Origin of the sequence: Rhizobium favelukesii (genome assembly GCF_000577275.2) — a bacterium.
GTDB classification, from domain to species: Bacteria; Pseudomonadota; Alphaproteobacteria; order Rhizobiales; family Rhizobiaceae; genus Rhizobium; species Rhizobium favelukesii.
The window spans coordinates 1,163,361-1,177,606 of record NZ_HG916852.1; the positions used below are offsets into that span (position 1 = coordinate 1,163,361).

Below are 14,246 nucleotides of genomic sequence, written 5' to 3' on the forward strand. Positions count from 1 at the left end.
ATGCGCCTGAAGGGCTGCCGGGCTCGCGAACAAACGAGATCAGGCCACGTTCGTCGTGGTTGGCATCAACTAGCCATCAAGACGCTGGCATGGGCGTCAGGCGCGGAGCAATAGCATCGGCGAAACGCTGCCGTGTCGCACTGTGTAACGCAAGGGCATCGTGCCGGAAACGACGCGACTCTTCGAGCACAAAATCGAGACCCCGGAAGCCAATCACCACAGCTTGGGCTAGCAAGATCAAGCCTGCAATTCCAAGTCCGAACTGCGTCGTCACCGCGTGCATCCCGTGGGTCCACACGTCATAGGCGGCGACCGATGCACACGACAGCGGAAACGCGACAAAAACACCTTGAACGACGGCGTTCATGAGCTTGTTGATGAGCGATCTGTCTTTCATGCGGTACACTCACATTGCTATTTCAGTTCCTCCGACAACCTTATCCGCCGCAACATGAACTAGCTCTGAAAGGGGCGTTCATAATGGGGACGCCGAGGCGCCTTTCGACCCACTCCCCGACACTTCTTCAAAGACTTTCGGATTCTGTCCGGTCTTCGAGTTGGCATCGTTTGGCCATTTGCCCCGCAGATTGAAGCGCTTCCGGCATTAGAAGAACCATCGCGTTCAACCTTCCAGGGGCGTGGTGCATCCGGCAACGCGATTGACCCCAGACGCACCTACAGCATGCCCGGATACGCCGACGCTTTGCTCGAGGCACTGGAGAGCATGAGGGTGGAAAGGTTTATCGCCGTCGGGCATTCGCTCGGTGGCCATGTCGTACTTGAGATGATCGCGAGGAACGCGGCTGTCGATGGTGCGCTGATCTTTGGAACCCCGCCGATAGTCAACAGTCCGGAAGGGCTGCAAGCCGGCTTCAAGCCCAGCCCGAAGATTGCCTACACCGGAAATGCAGAGCTAACCGAAGAGCAGGTCGGTATGGTGGTCGAACTCGCGCTAGGCGCGGACGCCCTGGACGAAGAGCCGTTCCATTCTGCCGTTCGAAGGACAGACGGCCGGGCCCGCCAGTATATGATCGAGTCCGCGGTTGCCGGGAGGATAGCGATCAGAGGTGCATCGCCGAGACCACGTCTATTCCCCTCGCGATCATCAACGGCGAAAATGATCCGGCGATCAATCTGGACTACATCGACAACATCGATTTCGCGAATATATGGGAAGGCGAACCAATTCGCATCCGTGGCGCTGGACACAGTGTCCACCGAGAGAAGACGGAGAAGTTCAAGAGATCCTCCTCCGCTTCGAGGATTTCGTGAGGTCGCGATCCAGCCTTGTTCTCGAAGGAGACGATTTCGCGGCAAAGGATAGCTGAACTGAACCAAGCGGCAGGATCAGTCTTAGGAAGGATTTGTTACCAATGAACGAGGTCCCGACAGAAGCCGAGCTGGAAGCCGCGCCCATCCTTGAGGGGTGGGTGCTTGAGAGCCCGTCCGATAGCAGGCCGTGGCTCTACGGCTGGTTTTTCGGCCACCCGGAAATCGACGATGGTGATCACGGGCACACGGCTCCCGTCTTAGATATGGATAGAGGGAGCCCCGCCCGTTGGGCGAGGACGGAGAGCCGCCTGTATCGGCTTGGTTTATCCTATCCCCCGGCCGAGCGAGAAATCCGCTATTGGGCGCAAAAGCTTCGTAGACGCCGTCATCTCCCATTGGGAGAAGCACCCGGAGGTGGGAACGACATCGATGCCATGATCGCGTTCATCCGCGAGGAGAAGCCCTTCCGAGAGCAGAAGCTTACGCGCATGGAGCATGCCTACGGGGAGGAACAAGAGCAAATGGCCGCTGGGCGATGAGATGCCGGAAATCGATGGTGCCAAAACGTTCTGCGCGAGGGAGACGGATTACCGCGTCAGGGTCAGTTTGACGGAGGCTGTCGTGAGCACTTCGTATCGCGACCTACGTATGCGGCAACATACCGGCTGGCAAAACGGGGTTATTTTGGCAGTTCCGCTTATCGGCCCGACAGCATTGGAAGCACGGGACGTATCCTCCTGTAATCCGGATTGACCATCCATCTCTCCTGGGAGAAATACGCTCTCGTACGAGTCTGCTCGTTGGAGGTCTGGGAAAGGACCAGGGTGAAATCGTAACTGTTCTCGTGGCTCAGTTCTCGTGTGAACTCGAAAGATGCACCGAAGCGCTCGGATCGGACATCCAATAGTTTCTGGATCGGGACCAGCGTGTCCTGAAAGTCTCCCCACGTTGCTTGGCTGACCAGAACATTGAAGATGCGCATAAGGGACGGATCGAGGCTTCCTTGATCTTCCGTCGTCGGCCCTACAATTCTACCACTGACCTCAAGGACCTCTCCCCACGCGTTCCCGCGAACGCGCAGGAAGGTCGAGCGTAGAGGACGAACCTCGTCTCGTTCGTAAATGCGCTGAAAGTAGCATTCGTAACTCACACTGCGCATGGAAGCGGCGCGCCACTCTGTCGCCTCAATGCCGGCGTCTCGAAACGCTGCACAGATTTGGGGTCCGGAAATCCGCCAGGTGCGGGTGAACTGGCTGGCCAGTTCATAAATTGGAGCCTCGAAAAGGCGCGCTTCATTCAACGTAGAGGATCGTGAACCGACGGGCTCTGCAATCGCATCCCCAGTCGGCTGAGAGGACAGGGCCTCATTGTGAACAACCGGATGTGCGCTGCCTGTCACGAGATGGTGCCAATAGGGCGCGCTCGACAGTGCAACGACACCTATGATTGCAAGGCAGCAGAGCCCCATGAGGAGCGCCATGCGGCTTTTGATCCAGAGCGGCGGGGTTGCTCGACTTCCTGAAGTCTGGTTTCCCAAATCCAATACCGTCGTAAGCGCGAATGCGAGATCGCTAACATAGCAGTGGTTGAAGGCCTTTGGAAGTCATCGGTCAGCGAGCTGCACTGACACAACGCGATTAGCGTAACTTGTCAGTAGGAATCTCCCGATATTGATCGGCGCTTTCAGGGAGTGAGTGATGGTTTCTGCAATTGACCGACTTGCCGACCTACTGCGGGAAAAAGAACTGACTCCTTATCTCGACTTTGTACATTATGCAGCGAAGCAAAGTGCTTGTGTCATCCGCTTGAGGCGGCTTGGTTGAGTTTCAGGAATGTCCGGGTCTGGCGGGTGCTGTCGATAAATATCCTGATCCCACAGGATCATGCGAACCGCACCGATGGCATCGGAGAAGGTGAACTCTGTTTTCTTGTACCAGGCGGCGGCATAGGGAAGGACGCCATGACCGAGCAGATCGCATGCCCAGAGTGTGACGAGGCTGTAGAGCGCCAGCAGCGACGGGGTCGTGCGCATGATGGCTTTGTCGTTCCACTGCCGTTGGGTTTCCACGCCAAGATGCGCTCGCGTTTCGGCGAAGGTGACCTCGATCTGCCAGCGCCGAACGAAATAGGCAATGATCTGAGCGGGCTCAAGGTTGACGTTGGTGCTCATGAACGCCTGGGGTTCACGACGGCCTGATGGATCGCGAACGAGAACCCAGCGAATTGGTCTTGGGGGCGTTCCACGCCGATACCAGAGGCCGGTTCCTGATGTGACATCAAGGGTTTTGTCGGTTTGCTTGCCGTACCAGGACGATGCGACGATGCGCTGCCACTCGGTCTTTGCGTCTTTGAGGAGCGTTTTCAGTTTCGGCAATGGCCTGCCTTTTTGCGCCGGTCGCCCGAGCGTATGTTCGTGCCGTTGATCTGGTGGAGCAAAGAGACTGGCATCCAGACGCAACCGCGTGATGAGAGTGGCCGTGTCGGGAAGAGCCGCAGCCAGTGTATGAACGGCAAAGCTGCTATCGCCGACAAAGATGATTTCGCGGCCCGGCAGCCAGCGGCAAAGCTGCAAGACGCCTTGCCTTGCCCAATCAGTCAGCAGCTTGTGCTTTCGGCCCTTCTTCTGATCATGGCGCTCAGAGGGACACAGGATCGTCAGCACCGGCAGGGCTTTAATACATTTTGCCCATGGGACAGGTGAAAGAACCATGAAGCTCAACCATCTCAAGCCGCTGGCCTTGACAAAGTGGCCATGGCTGGAGCGCACCGGGTCACGATAAATTCCACGCGCGGCGATGCGTTGGCCCCAACGCCGTTCGATTGTATCATCCATGCCAATCACGACAGGGCCCTCGGGCACGAGCCGGGCAACAATGATGGACAGCAGACGGGCCGCCAACGTGCGAGGGTTCCAGCGGGCTCGGTTGAGGAGTTGATGATAGGCGGCAAAATTACTTACCTCCGCGCGTCCGGTGATGCGCAGGCAGGCCGTCACCGTTCGCTTGCCAGGCGAAAGGAGCGCACCCATCACCAGGACCAGCAGATGCTCCCAGCTTGGCGCGGTAAACCAGAAACGAAACGGCGACAGCCATTTGCGAAGGATGTGGGGGACCGCGTCTCCCGGCTCACGGCTACAATCATGTTGTTCGCTCATCCATTCGTTCGAATCCGATCAAACGAATGGCGCAAGGCCGGGACCCTGCGGCGAATTGATTCACCCAGGGCTGCTCAGATGCCCCCGAAATCACCACCGATTTTGTACAAAGTCGAGCTTATGATGTCCATCTGAAAAAGATCCTTCAAAAGCCCGACGTTCTGCGACTTCTGTGGAACGAACACCGACTAGCCGGAGGTAGGAATCCGCACCGGATGCATTGGCGCTTCTGAGCCCATCGGCGCGAACGACATGACCTTTGTCGGGGAGGAATATCGGGAAACACAGGCAACGTATAGAGCTGATATCGTTGTCACCGCCGGGCGCAACAGGCTGCTCCACGTCGAGCAACAAACGAAGCATAGAGGTGCGATGGTAGCCGAGATGCTGCGGCGTGGCATGGATGTACCCTTAACGTTCAAAGAACTTGTGGGGCAGCCTGGATTGGTCGAAAGCTGGACGCCGCGCCCTGAGGTTCTTGTTCCTCATGCCGAGGCTCCGGACGTCTACTGATCGCCGACGACCCGGCTGTCGCAATGTTGAAGGCAGGTTGGATCGCGCCGGGCAATCCATTCGCAGAACGTGATCCCTCAGCCCTTCTCGAACGGATCATGACCGAGACTGTCGATCAGGATCCGCTGCTGTGTCCGGGATTCGCAGTGCGTCTGATCGATATAGACAAGGTTGACGCAAGGCGGCTGTCGATTTTTCGGGAAAGGGTGGAGGTGATGGAGGAGCGGGTCCGTCCCCGTACTCCTAGTGACGCTGTCGGTGATCTCAGCGGGCGACGGCCGCCGGATCTGCTCGATTGACACTTGTACAGACACCAGATATTTAGTCTTAAAGCCAAATATCTAGCACATAAACTAGGTATCTGGTCTTAAAGCTAAACAACTGGTTTTTGTCGAGGAGCCGAATGGCCCGATCATCACGAGAAAGCGCGATACGGTATCCCATTACCGCCATTCTTGGCGTCGACTCGAACACACGCGTGTTAAGGGTCCTTTCGCTACATGGAGGAATGCTGGCGTCCAACGAGATTGTTCGCAAAAGCCGGCTGGTTCCGGAAAGTGTACGAAAAGCGTTAATCGATCTCGTTTCGCTAGGGATCGTATCTTCGTCTGGGGCGGGGCGGTCGCGCGTGTACTGCTTGAATGCTGACCATTATTTCTCGTCAGCGCTATCGAATCTGTTCAAAGCCGAAAGCGACCGCTTTACTGCGATCTTGGAAGCAGTCCGGCAAAGCGCCGCCGGAGAGCCGTTCTTCAGTCTGTTCTACTACGGAAGTGTTGCCCGCGGAGAAGATAGACGGGATAGCGATCTGGACATTGGTATAGTCGCCCAAGCAGACGAACTTGCCTCCATAGTTGAACGAATCCGTGAGGAACTGAGGGATGCGTCGCAGAGATTTGGTTTTCTCCCTAATGTGGTCGGGCTGGACTTTGCCGATATCGAAAGACTAGATAAAGACTCGGATCCATGGTGGAAGAGCGTCATATCGGAAGCAATCGTCCTTTCTGGAAAGCGTCCCGAAGATGCGATCGGCTTCAATGGAGAGGGACGTGGTTAGAACCGGATCTACGAAGAACAAAGATGATGCTTTTGCCAACGGTAGGCTTCTGATAGCCCGCGGCTACCTCAAGAACGCGCGTAACAGCAATGCTGTCGCAGACCTTGGCGACATCGGCAATCCGTCGATGTCAACCGTCATCAACTGCGCGATCGCTTATTCCGACGCTTTGACAGCGAAGTTCCGCGGCGAAATCAACCAAGACGACCATCAAGCTATCACCAAGCTTCTGAAAGCAGCGCTGGGGAAAGCTGCAGTGCCAGAGATTTGGGAGCAAGCTCTCCTAGGACGATTTGCAGTGACGTGATTATGACGAAAGCGATCACGACGGCGATCGTATGGGATGCCGTTTCCGACCAACCCCCGACAATGTTTTCAAGAACTGGCTCGATGAGGTGGGCAAAGGCGGGCTCCCCGACCCATCCAGTGCGAGCGACGAGATTGTGATCCCGAGTTGTGTCGCGGCGAGATGTGCGTCAAGATTGTCGACCGCGACCTGCAGCGCTTTCGAATTAGTGCGACGTCTTTGAACCAGCTCGGCAACACGGCTGCGGCGGACCGAAACGAGCGCGAACTCCGCGGCAACGAAAAAGCCATTTGCAGCGACGAGCACGAGCACTGGGGCGATGCCGAGGTAGTCGCGGGCGAGATTTGAAAGTGACATTCGGCAAGTCTCATTTGCAAGCGTTTAGGGCGCGACGATTTCCCGTCGAATGCCGTCAGCTCGGCCCTCGGCTACATTGTAGCCAATCTAACTATCTGATTTTCCTGCTCAGCTACAGGTTCGTGCGGGGAAGCGATGCCGAGGACGATCTCGAGCACGATCAGGGTAGCAAGGCCGACCCAAGCGGAAGGGTCGGATATCCAGTCGAAGAACATCAGTGGTTCAATGCGGCCATATCAGTTGGACCGCTCCTTTTGGCATGAAAATGGGGGTGAGCGCAGCACGCCGGGCCTCGTTCACTGCAATCATGATGAAGAGAGCCGCTTTGCCTTCGGCTGGATGCCTCGCGTGGAAGCGATCGCGTCGATCGTGAAGAACTCGATATCAGACATTGAGCTGCGGTATCGATCGGCTCTGGGACGTGGAGATTAGTGCGGCTACCAGACACAAAAGCTGTCTGAACCATCGCAGCAGGAGGGAGAAGTTGTATCCGGCTGCGGCCAGAACGGCATTGACGGCATGCCCCTGTTCGCCAGCGAGATAATTGCGGTCCATTCTGTGTTCGCTCTTGAGGTGTCCAATGACGGGTTCGACCGCCGATCGTCGTCGCATCTGGCGCTTGATGGCGGGCGTGAGGCGGCGCTTCTGGCCGCTGGTGAAGACCCTCAGCTTGTGACTTTCGGGAGCATTGTGGCCGCGGTATCCAGCGTCGGCCAGAATGCGGGTGACCTCGTTGCCGATCATCTTTTCCATATCCGGAACGACGGTCGCGAGCGTGTGGCCATCGTAGGGATTGCCGGGCAGCGCCGTCGCGTGCAGAGCGAACTGCCCGCCCTTTGAACGGTTCAGTGTTGTGGCCACGGACACCTTCACTCCAAACTCATAGGGCTTGTGCGCCTTGCCTTTACCAATGCACTCGACCTCGTCGGCGTGCAGGCTATAGATCTTGCGGCCACGCTGACGTTGCCGCTGCTCGATGACCGTTTTTGCCTGATAGAGCGACCATTTGAAGATCGCGTCGAGTTGTTCGTCACCGGCGATCTGACGCTCGATGTCGCGAACGATCCGGCCGAGATAGGTCTTCAACTTGCGCAGTGCCTTGCCGGCCCGTTTGAATTGCTTCGCATGAGCGTAGCGTTGGTATTGGATCAGGGCGAATTTACCGACCCGAAGATAGGTCTGGCGCAGATCCAGCCCCATTTTCTTCGCCAGCCGCACCAACCGTTCGCGCGCCCGGTGAATAAGCTTGGCATCCGTCGGGAACATGACGTTCTTCGGTTGAACGGTCGTGTCCACGATCACCTGCCGCGTATCCTGCGGCTTCATCGCGCCTGTCTTGACAGCCACGGCCAGGCTCTCTTGCAAGAGCGCGGCGATCCGCTCCTCGCCCATGCGCTGCCGCCAGCGCGTCATCGAGGAGCGGTCGAACGATAGGTCGTGCCGAAAGAACTCCTCGCCGCACAGGTACTGGAAATAGGGGTTCTCCACCCAGCGCTCGCACAGGGCCTCGTCCGACAGGCTGAACGTGTGCTTAAGAATGGCCAGCCCCGCCATCAGCCGCGTCGGCAATGGCGGCATGCCCGCTCCGTCCGAATACACCGTCCCAAAGCGGGCTTCCAACACAGGCCAGTCGATCGCCTGCGCCAGGCGCACCAGTTCGTGCTTCATGTTGATGATCTGGTCCAGCCGGGATCGGAACAAATCCTGTTCACCCGTTTCGCGCCGTTCGCGTGGTTTACCCATTCCTGGCTCTCCGATTCATCGCGATAACCCAGTGAATCACGCTTCGCCAACCAGGGAAACCTCAAACTGATTTTGCAAGGAAACAGCCTATTCGTCGGCTGTTTCCTGCAATTAGAAGATCTGCAGATTGCTCGATTCTTACGCTAAATCAGCCGCTTGGGAGTTCTTCACGGCCGACGATCGCGGTCGCTTCTTCTACAGTGGTCGCCGCCATCGTCTGCCGGAATATCACGGCTCGAACGGGCGGAACCGGTACTGGAGGGGTCGCTGTCAGGCATGTCGCAATTTTGGAGAGGAACCGGAAGAAGCGCAACGGGCCCGCGAGCAAAATCGCCTATGGTCTTAGTGTGACAGTATCTTGTAGGAACAGGGGAACCGCCCGAAGTTGCGGTCCGGGCGGCTCTTGAAGCTCAGGCCGCCAGGATGGTGATGCCGTGGGCGTTGGCCGCGGCCTTCATGCGTTCCATCGTTTCCGCGGAGGGTGTCGCCTTCGGCGGCTCCTGCGAGCCGGCAGCCTCAAGGAATTCCGCCATATCGCGGTCGACGATGGCCGAGAAGACAGCCGTCTGCGGGCCGGGATTGGAATAGGCGTGCGCCTGGTTCGCCGCGATGCGGACGATGTTGCCTGCCATGGCTTCGAACTCTTCCAGGCCGTTCTCCGTCGCACGGCGGATGGTCAGTCGGCCTTCGATGATCCGGAAGACCTCGGGGCTCGCGTGACGGTGCAGTGGCGTCCGGCTGCCCGGCGGCACTGTAGTGTCGAAGATGTTGAGCCAGGCTCCCTGCAGACGAGCGCGTCGCTCGATCCGATCGCCCAGCACGAAGAAAACCTTCGCGCTCGCCTGGGGCGCTTTCACAAATGAGTTGGACATCATGTCTCGCTTTTCTTTTTTTGGCGGCGAGCCCGTTAGACCTTTCCGAAGCCCTTGGCAACCCGCAGCCGCCGATCGTCGCGTCGCGATTTGTCCGGCGCATATGGGTTTTCGCGTTTGCCGCTTCAAGCGGCGGCGCTCTCTTGCGTGTCGCTCTGCGCGGCGAGAATGCGCCTGGCGATGACGCGCTCGATCAGAGCCGGCGGAAAATAGGTCGGCGCGGCCAAGGTCGCCCGCGCTTCCCAGAAGCGGAAATTGCTGTTCTTCTTGTCGGAGTTCGACATGAACAGCGCTGCGCGGTTGCGGATGTCGCAAGCGGGGATGAGGACGGCAGATAGCCCCTTGTCGAGCGTCGCGGTTCCGAGGCGCTGGTTCGCTTTGTCTCAAGCGCATCGGCGTTGTCGCTCGGATCGTTGAGGCCGAAGGGATTGAAGACATCGGAAAGCCAGGGCTTCCGGAAAATATCGGCGCCTTCGTTCTCGTAAAGGCTGAGCAGATCGGTCGGCGTGCAGGCGGCTTCGCCGGTGTTTGATGGATGAGGGCAGGGCAGGCCGGCCACAACGATGTTCCAGCGATCAGGTCAAAGACCTTGTGTAGCGCAAAACCGTCAAGTCGTTTTGCCAGTTCCACCAGGATGACGGCTGGTATGATGCCGCCGCCGTCGATAGAAAGAATAAAACGCGTGGCCATTTGCCCCTCCATGCCGGTCCGTCCGGTAGTGGGCCGCATACATTGCAATCAAGAGGGTATCGCAACCTGAGCTGCTCGTTTTGATTGAGGTCGGCTGTGCGAGCCCGAAGTCAGAACTGCGTGATGACGCTGATGCCGATCCCTTCCGCCCGATCGAGCGTCATCAGCCCGGGGATCGCCTCTTCGAGCGTGATCCGGCGGCCGATCAGCTTCTGCGGCGCGATCTTGCCTGACGTCAGCATCGACAGCATCGCATCGTAGCGCCAGGCCTGCATGCCATGGCTGCCGTAGATCTCCAGCTCGTGGCCGATCACCTGCGCCATCGGGATCTGCGGTGCCGCATATTCGCCGAGCATCAGGCCGACCTGCACATGCCGTCCGCGGCGGCGCAGATTCTTGATCGAGTTGAAGCAGGTCACGGGGTGGCCGAGCGCGTCAATCGAGACGTGCGCGCCGCCCTTGGTGATTTCACGCACCGCTTCCGCCACATCGGCTACGCTGCTTGCGTTGATCGTCGCCACCGCACCGCATTCGCGGGCGAAGGCAAGCTTCTCGTCGGAAAGATCGATGCCGACCGCGTTCGCTCCGAGCGCCGTCGCGATCATGATTGCCGAAAGGCCGACGCCGCCGCAGCCGTGCACGGCGATCCACTCTCCGGGGCCGGTGCGCGCGTGATCGACGACGGCGCGAAACGATGTCGCAAAGCGGCAGCCGAGGCTTGCCGCCGTCGCGTCGTCGATACTATCAGGCAGATGGACGAGGTTGGTATCGGCATAGTCGATCGCCACGTATTCCGCGAACGAGCCCCAATGCGTGAAGCCCGGCTGGAACTGGTTCGGACAGACCTGCTGGTTGCCGGAATGGCATTCGCTGCAATGGCCGCAGCCGGAAACGAAAGGCACGGTCACCCGGTCGCCGATCTTGAAGCGCATGACGCCCTTGCCTGTTGCGACCACCTTGCCGGCCAGTTCGTGGCCCGGCACATGCGGCAGCTTGATATCCGGATCGTGGCCCATCCAGCCGTGCCAGTCGCTGCGGCAAAGCCCGGTCGCGCCGACGGCAATGACCACACCATCCTCGCTGGGCGTCGGATCGGGCAGGGTGCGGATTTCGGGAGCCTTCTCGAAGGCGTCGTAGAACATGGCTTTCATCGATTTCACTCCGCATCGCTTCCGGTGCATAATGGCACGACGCTGATATTGCTTCCAATCGCGCAATCCATGATTTTCAGTGATATACCCATCGATGGCGCTTAAGGGATCGCGCATGAATATTACTCCCTGGGAAGCCTCTCCGCCATTTTCTTGCGTAGGATTCCGGGGTGTGGATTTCCACTTGACCGGGTCTTCGCGTGGGGATTTTGCTCTTCGAACTTTTCAAGGAGAATGCCTATGGCCGTCGACACATCGCCCCGTTCAACCACCTGGACTTACGTCGAGGGCGAGTGGCTTACTGGCAACCCGCCGCTCATCGGGCCGACCTCGCACGCCATGTGGCTGGCCTCGACGGTCTTCGACGGCGCACGTTGGTTCGATGGCATCGCGCCGGACCTCGACCTGCATTGCGAGCGCGTCAACCGCTCGGCGAGCAGTATGGGCCTGAAGCCCGTGAAAACAGCCGAGGAGATCGAGGCTCTCGCCTGGGACGGTATCAAGAAGTTCGACGGCAAGACGCCGATCTACATCAAGCCGATGTATTGGGGCGAGCACGGGTCGGCCGGCAGCGTCGTCACCGTCGACGGCGAGTCCACGCGCTTTGCGCTTTGCCTCTTCGAAGCGCCGCTCGGCAACAACGCGCCGAATTCGCTCACCGTTTCGCCCTATCGCCGCCCGTCGCCGGAAACGGCGATGACGGATGCCAAGGCCGGTTCGCTCTATCCAAACAGCGGCCGCGCGATCGCCGAGGCGAAAAGCCGCGGGTTCGACAATGCGCTGATGCGCGACATGAATGGCAACGTCGCCGAGACGGCATCCTCCAACGTCTTCATGGTCAAGGACGGCATCGTCTCGACGCCGATCGCCAACCGCACCTTTCTTGCCGGCATCACCCGCGCCCGTGTCATCGGCCTCCTGCGCAAGGCGGGCTTCGAGCTGCGCGAAGTGACGCTCTCGGTCGAGGATTTCATGAATGCCGACGAGATCTTCACGACGGGCAACTATTCCAAAGTCGTCGGCATCAACCGCCTCGATGGCCGCGATTTCCAGCAAGGGCCGGTCACCCGCAAGGCGTTCGAGCTCTACATGGACTGGGCCTTCGGCCGCAGCGAAAGTGACAGCTAAGCCGCCATTTCTCACTTGAGTACAATGGCCGCGGTGGAAGCCCTAGCGCGTTCCGGCGTCGAGCTTATTTGCGGTCCTGCATAGAGGCGTTGAGCGGCCGCACCAGAAATGAATAGGCGGCGCCAGCAATCAGCAGCACTGATGTGCCGAGAAACACGGCCCGCATGCCGATATGGCCGCCGACAAATCCTCCTAGTACCGGCCCGGCAACCTGCCCGACATATTGCGAGGAGACCGACAGGCCGAGAATGCTGCCCGCGGCACTATCCGGCACGCTATGACGGATGACCGCGGAAATGCAGGGCAGCAGGCCGCCGAGCGCCATGCCCATCAGGAAGCGCAGGATGATCAGCTGCCAGGAGTTCGTCACGAATGCCTGCGGGATCAGCAGCAGGCCGGCAACCGCGAGCGCACCCGCAATGACAGGCCAGTGGCCGATGCGGTCGGCGAGCTTGCCGAGGCGGGACGCCGACAGGATGCTGCCGAGTGCTGCCGCTGACATGACGATGCCTGCGATCATCGTCACCTTGCCCGGATTTTCTGTGAGCTGCGCGACATAGACGGTGATAATCGGTTCGATCGACATGTTGGCGAGCATCAGCAGCAGGCCGGTTGCCAGCATCGCGATTACGGGGCGCTTGTCTGATATCGAGGCCCAGCCGCCGCTCGCCTTCGCAGCCTGCTTGCGGGCAGGGGACTTCTCTTCCTTGATCAGGAAGGTTGTCGCGAGGAACGCCAGAAAGATCATCCCGCCCGCGGCCAGGAACGTGTTGCGAATGCCGATCAGCGGCGGCAGCGCGCCGCCGATCAGCGGACCGACGAGGTTGCCCGCCATGATACCGGAGGCGAGCACGCCGAGCGCCCATGCGGATCGATCCTTCGGCGTCTGCGTGGCAACCAGCACCATCGAGCCGGACGAGTAGCCGCCCGCAAGACCCACGAACAGGCGCAACGCCACCAGTTGCCAGACGCTGTCGGCCATGCCCATCAGCGAAATCGCAAGCGTCATTCCGGCGCTGGCGCGCACCAGCATGAGCTTGCGTCCATAGATGTCGCCGAGCCGGCCCCAGAGCGGTGCCACGAAGGCGGCGGCCAGGAAGGTCGCGCCATAGGCGATGCCGGACCACTGCACGATCGCCGCGTGATCGCTGACACCGAGTTCCTCGACATAGAGCGGCAGGAACGGCAGCAATAGCGTCATCGCGACGATCGTCGTGAAGGAGCCGAGCAGCGAAATGACCAGATTGCGCTTCCAGTAGATCGAGCCGCTATCGACGACGGCTGCGTCCCATTTGGTATCGGTCATTTCAGCGCCTTTGCATTGATCGTATAGGTCAGTTCAGCCGCGCCGGAGGCAAGGATATGTCCCTTTGCGGCGGCAAGAAAATCGGCGCGGGTAAAGGCGTCGGGAAGCATAAGCCGGCCGGTATCGAGCGCATAAACCGTTACCCGATAGCGGTGGATGCGGAGATCGTTCCAGGGTGGGCACGCGCCCATATAGCCCCCGTAAGGACCATCCTTCAAGAAGGCTGCGAAACCATTCTGCCCGCGCCGGCCGTGCTTCGTATTCTCCAGCGGCAATCCTCCCTGCTGCTGGCCGTCGCCGTCGGCGCCTTCCGCCAGCCGGGTCACTGCGGTCGGGATGTTTGCCAGCATCCAATGCGTGAACTCCATACGCGCTGCGTCCCTCGCGATCACCGTTCCGTCCTTGTTGAGCAGCGACAGGTCCCGCGGCACATCAGGATCGGTCATCACAAGTGCGTACGAGCGCGTGCCCGCCGGACCCTTCGACCAGGAAAGGGCGGGGCTCCTGTTATTGCCGGCGGCTTCCTTGCCGCCCGCCGCGATGCAGGAGGCATTCTCCGCCGGCAGTGTGCGTCCCTTGCCGCTCTTCTCGAAGGTGACCTGCAAATCCGTGGCCAGGATTGGCATCGCGTTGAGGACAAGAATGAGGGTGGTTGCCGTTATCGTTCTGCGCATGAGCTTGTCTCCTGTTCGATGA

At 59.3% G+C, this 14,246-nt stretch carries 14 protein-coding genes and 1 pseudogene; 5 read left to right on the forward strand and 10 right to left on the reverse strand.

The features are described 5' to 3' along the window. Positions 1-76 precede the first annotated feature (76 nt). A complete protein-coding gene (locus tag LPU83_RS44085; protein ID WP_157997330.1) occupies positions 77-406 on the reverse strand; it encodes a hypothetical protein in 330 nt (109 codons plus the stop codon). A 967-nt stretch (positions 407-1,373) separates the two neighbouring features. Here LPU83_RS44085 and LPU83_RS44095 point away from each other — a divergent pair. Then, complete coding sequence (locus tag LPU83_RS44095; RefSeq protein WP_024317919.1) at positions 1,374-1,811, forward strand: DUF6634 family protein; 438 nt, start codon at positions 1,374-1,376, stop codon at positions 1,809-1,811. 158 nt (positions 1,812-1,969) lie between these two features. On the opposite strand, the gene LPU83_RS44100 is transcribed toward LPU83_RS44095, so the two are convergent. Together LPU83_RS44100 and LPU83_RS44105 are read right to left on the reverse strand one after the other, a co-directional pair. After that, complete coding sequence (locus tag LPU83_RS44100) at positions 1,970-2,752, reverse strand: DUF6030 family protein (RefSeq protein WP_024317920.1); 783 nt, start codon at positions 2,750-2,752, stop codon at positions 1,970-1,972. A 291-nt stretch (positions 2,753-3,043) separates the two neighbouring features. Then, positions 3,044-4,426, reverse strand: coding sequence for an IS701 family transposase (locus tag LPU83_RS44105; protein ID WP_037068948.1), 1,383 nt, complete (start codon positions 4,424-4,426; stop codon positions 3,044-3,046). Positions 4,427-4,962: 536 nt separating this feature from the next. On the opposite strand from LPU83_RS44105, the gene LPU83_RS44115 reads away from it, so the two are divergent. The 3 genes from LPU83_RS44115 to LPU83_RS44125 all read left to right on the forward strand — a co-directional run bounded on the left by LPU83_RS44115 (position 4,963) and on the right by LPU83_RS44125 (position 6,303). Next, positions 4,963-5,238, forward strand: coding sequence for a hypothetical protein (locus LPU83_RS44115; RefSeq protein ID WP_024317922.1), 276 nt, complete (start codon positions 4,963-4,965; stop codon positions 5,236-5,238). A 209-nt stretch (positions 5,239-5,447) separates the two neighbouring features. Further along, positions 5,448-5,996 carry a nucleotidyltransferase domain-containing protein gene (locus LPU83_RS44120; RefSeq protein WP_244656135.1) on the forward strand — a complete coding sequence of 183 codons (549 nt, stop codon included), beginning with the start codon at positions 5,448-5,450 and terminating at the stop codon, positions 5,994-5,996. Continuing rightward, entirely contained in the window at positions 5,977-6,303 is a 327-nt protein-coding gene (locus tag LPU83_RS44125; RefSeq protein WP_225039867.1) for a hypothetical protein, read from the forward strand. Before LPU83_RS44120 ends, LPU83_RS44125 begins: the two co-directional genes overlap by 20 nt. Here the strand turns inward: LPU83_RS44125 and LPU83_RS44130 are convergent. The 5 genes and pseudogenes from LPU83_RS44130 to LPU83_RS44155 all read right to left on the reverse strand — a co-directional run. Then, positions 6,236-6,660, reverse strand: a pseudogene (locus tag LPU83_RS44130) (CNNM domain-containing protein); the annotation flags it as partial. The gene LPU83_RS44125 and the pseudogene LPU83_RS44130 sit on opposite strands and share 68 nt — an antisense overlap. A 384-nt stretch (positions 6,661-7,044) precedes the next feature. After that, positions 7,045-8,403, reverse strand: coding sequence for an IS5 family transposase (locus LPU83_RS44140; RefSeq protein WP_037069148.1), 1,359 nt, complete (start codon positions 8,401-8,403; stop codon positions 7,045-7,047). Between the two features lie 410 nt (positions 8,404-8,813). After that, the gene (locus LPU83_RS44145; RefSeq protein ID WP_024313838.1) at positions 8,814-9,278 is read right to left on the reverse strand and encodes a cupin domain-containing protein; all 465 of its coding nucleotides are present in this window, start codon (positions 9,276-9,278) and stop codon (positions 8,814-8,816) included. Between the two features lie 122 nt (positions 9,279-9,400). Then, positions 9,401-9,559: a hypothetical protein gene (locus tag LPU83_RS73415; RefSeq protein WP_176703581.1), complete on the reverse strand. Its 159-nt coding sequence runs from the start codon at positions 9,557-9,559 to the stop codon at positions 9,401-9,403. 516 nt (positions 9,560-10,075) lie between these two features. Continuing rightward, on the reverse strand, positions 10,076-11,116 hold the full coding sequence (locus LPU83_RS44155; RefSeq protein ID WP_024313837.1) for a zinc-dependent alcohol dehydrogenase family protein: 1,041 nt from the start codon (positions 11,114-11,116) through the stop codon (positions 10,076-10,078). A 240-nt stretch (positions 11,117-11,356) separates the two neighbouring features. On the opposite strand from LPU83_RS44155, the gene LPU83_RS44160 reads away from it, so the two are divergent. Continuing rightward, entirely contained in the window at positions 11,357-12,244 is an 888-nt protein-coding gene (locus LPU83_RS44160) for a branched-chain amino acid aminotransferase (RefSeq protein ID WP_024313836.1), read from the forward strand. A 64-nt stretch (positions 12,245-12,308) separates the two neighbouring features. On the opposite strand, the gene LPU83_RS44165 is transcribed toward LPU83_RS44160, so the two are convergent. Both LPU83_RS44165 and LPU83_RS44170 read right to left on the reverse strand, forming a co-directional pair. Next, positions 12,309-13,550, reverse strand: coding sequence for a multidrug efflux MFS transporter (locus tag LPU83_RS44165; RefSeq protein WP_024313835.1), 1,242 nt, complete (start codon positions 13,548-13,550; stop codon positions 12,309-12,311). Then, on the reverse strand, positions 13,547-14,224 hold the full coding sequence (locus LPU83_RS44170; RefSeq protein ID WP_024313834.1) for a YbhB/YbcL family Raf kinase inhibitor-like protein: 678 nt from the start codon (positions 14,222-14,224) through the stop codon (positions 13,547-13,549). Before LPU83_RS44170 ends, LPU83_RS44165 begins: the two co-directional genes overlap by 4 nt. Between the last annotated feature and the right edge of the window lie 22 nt (positions 14,225-14,246).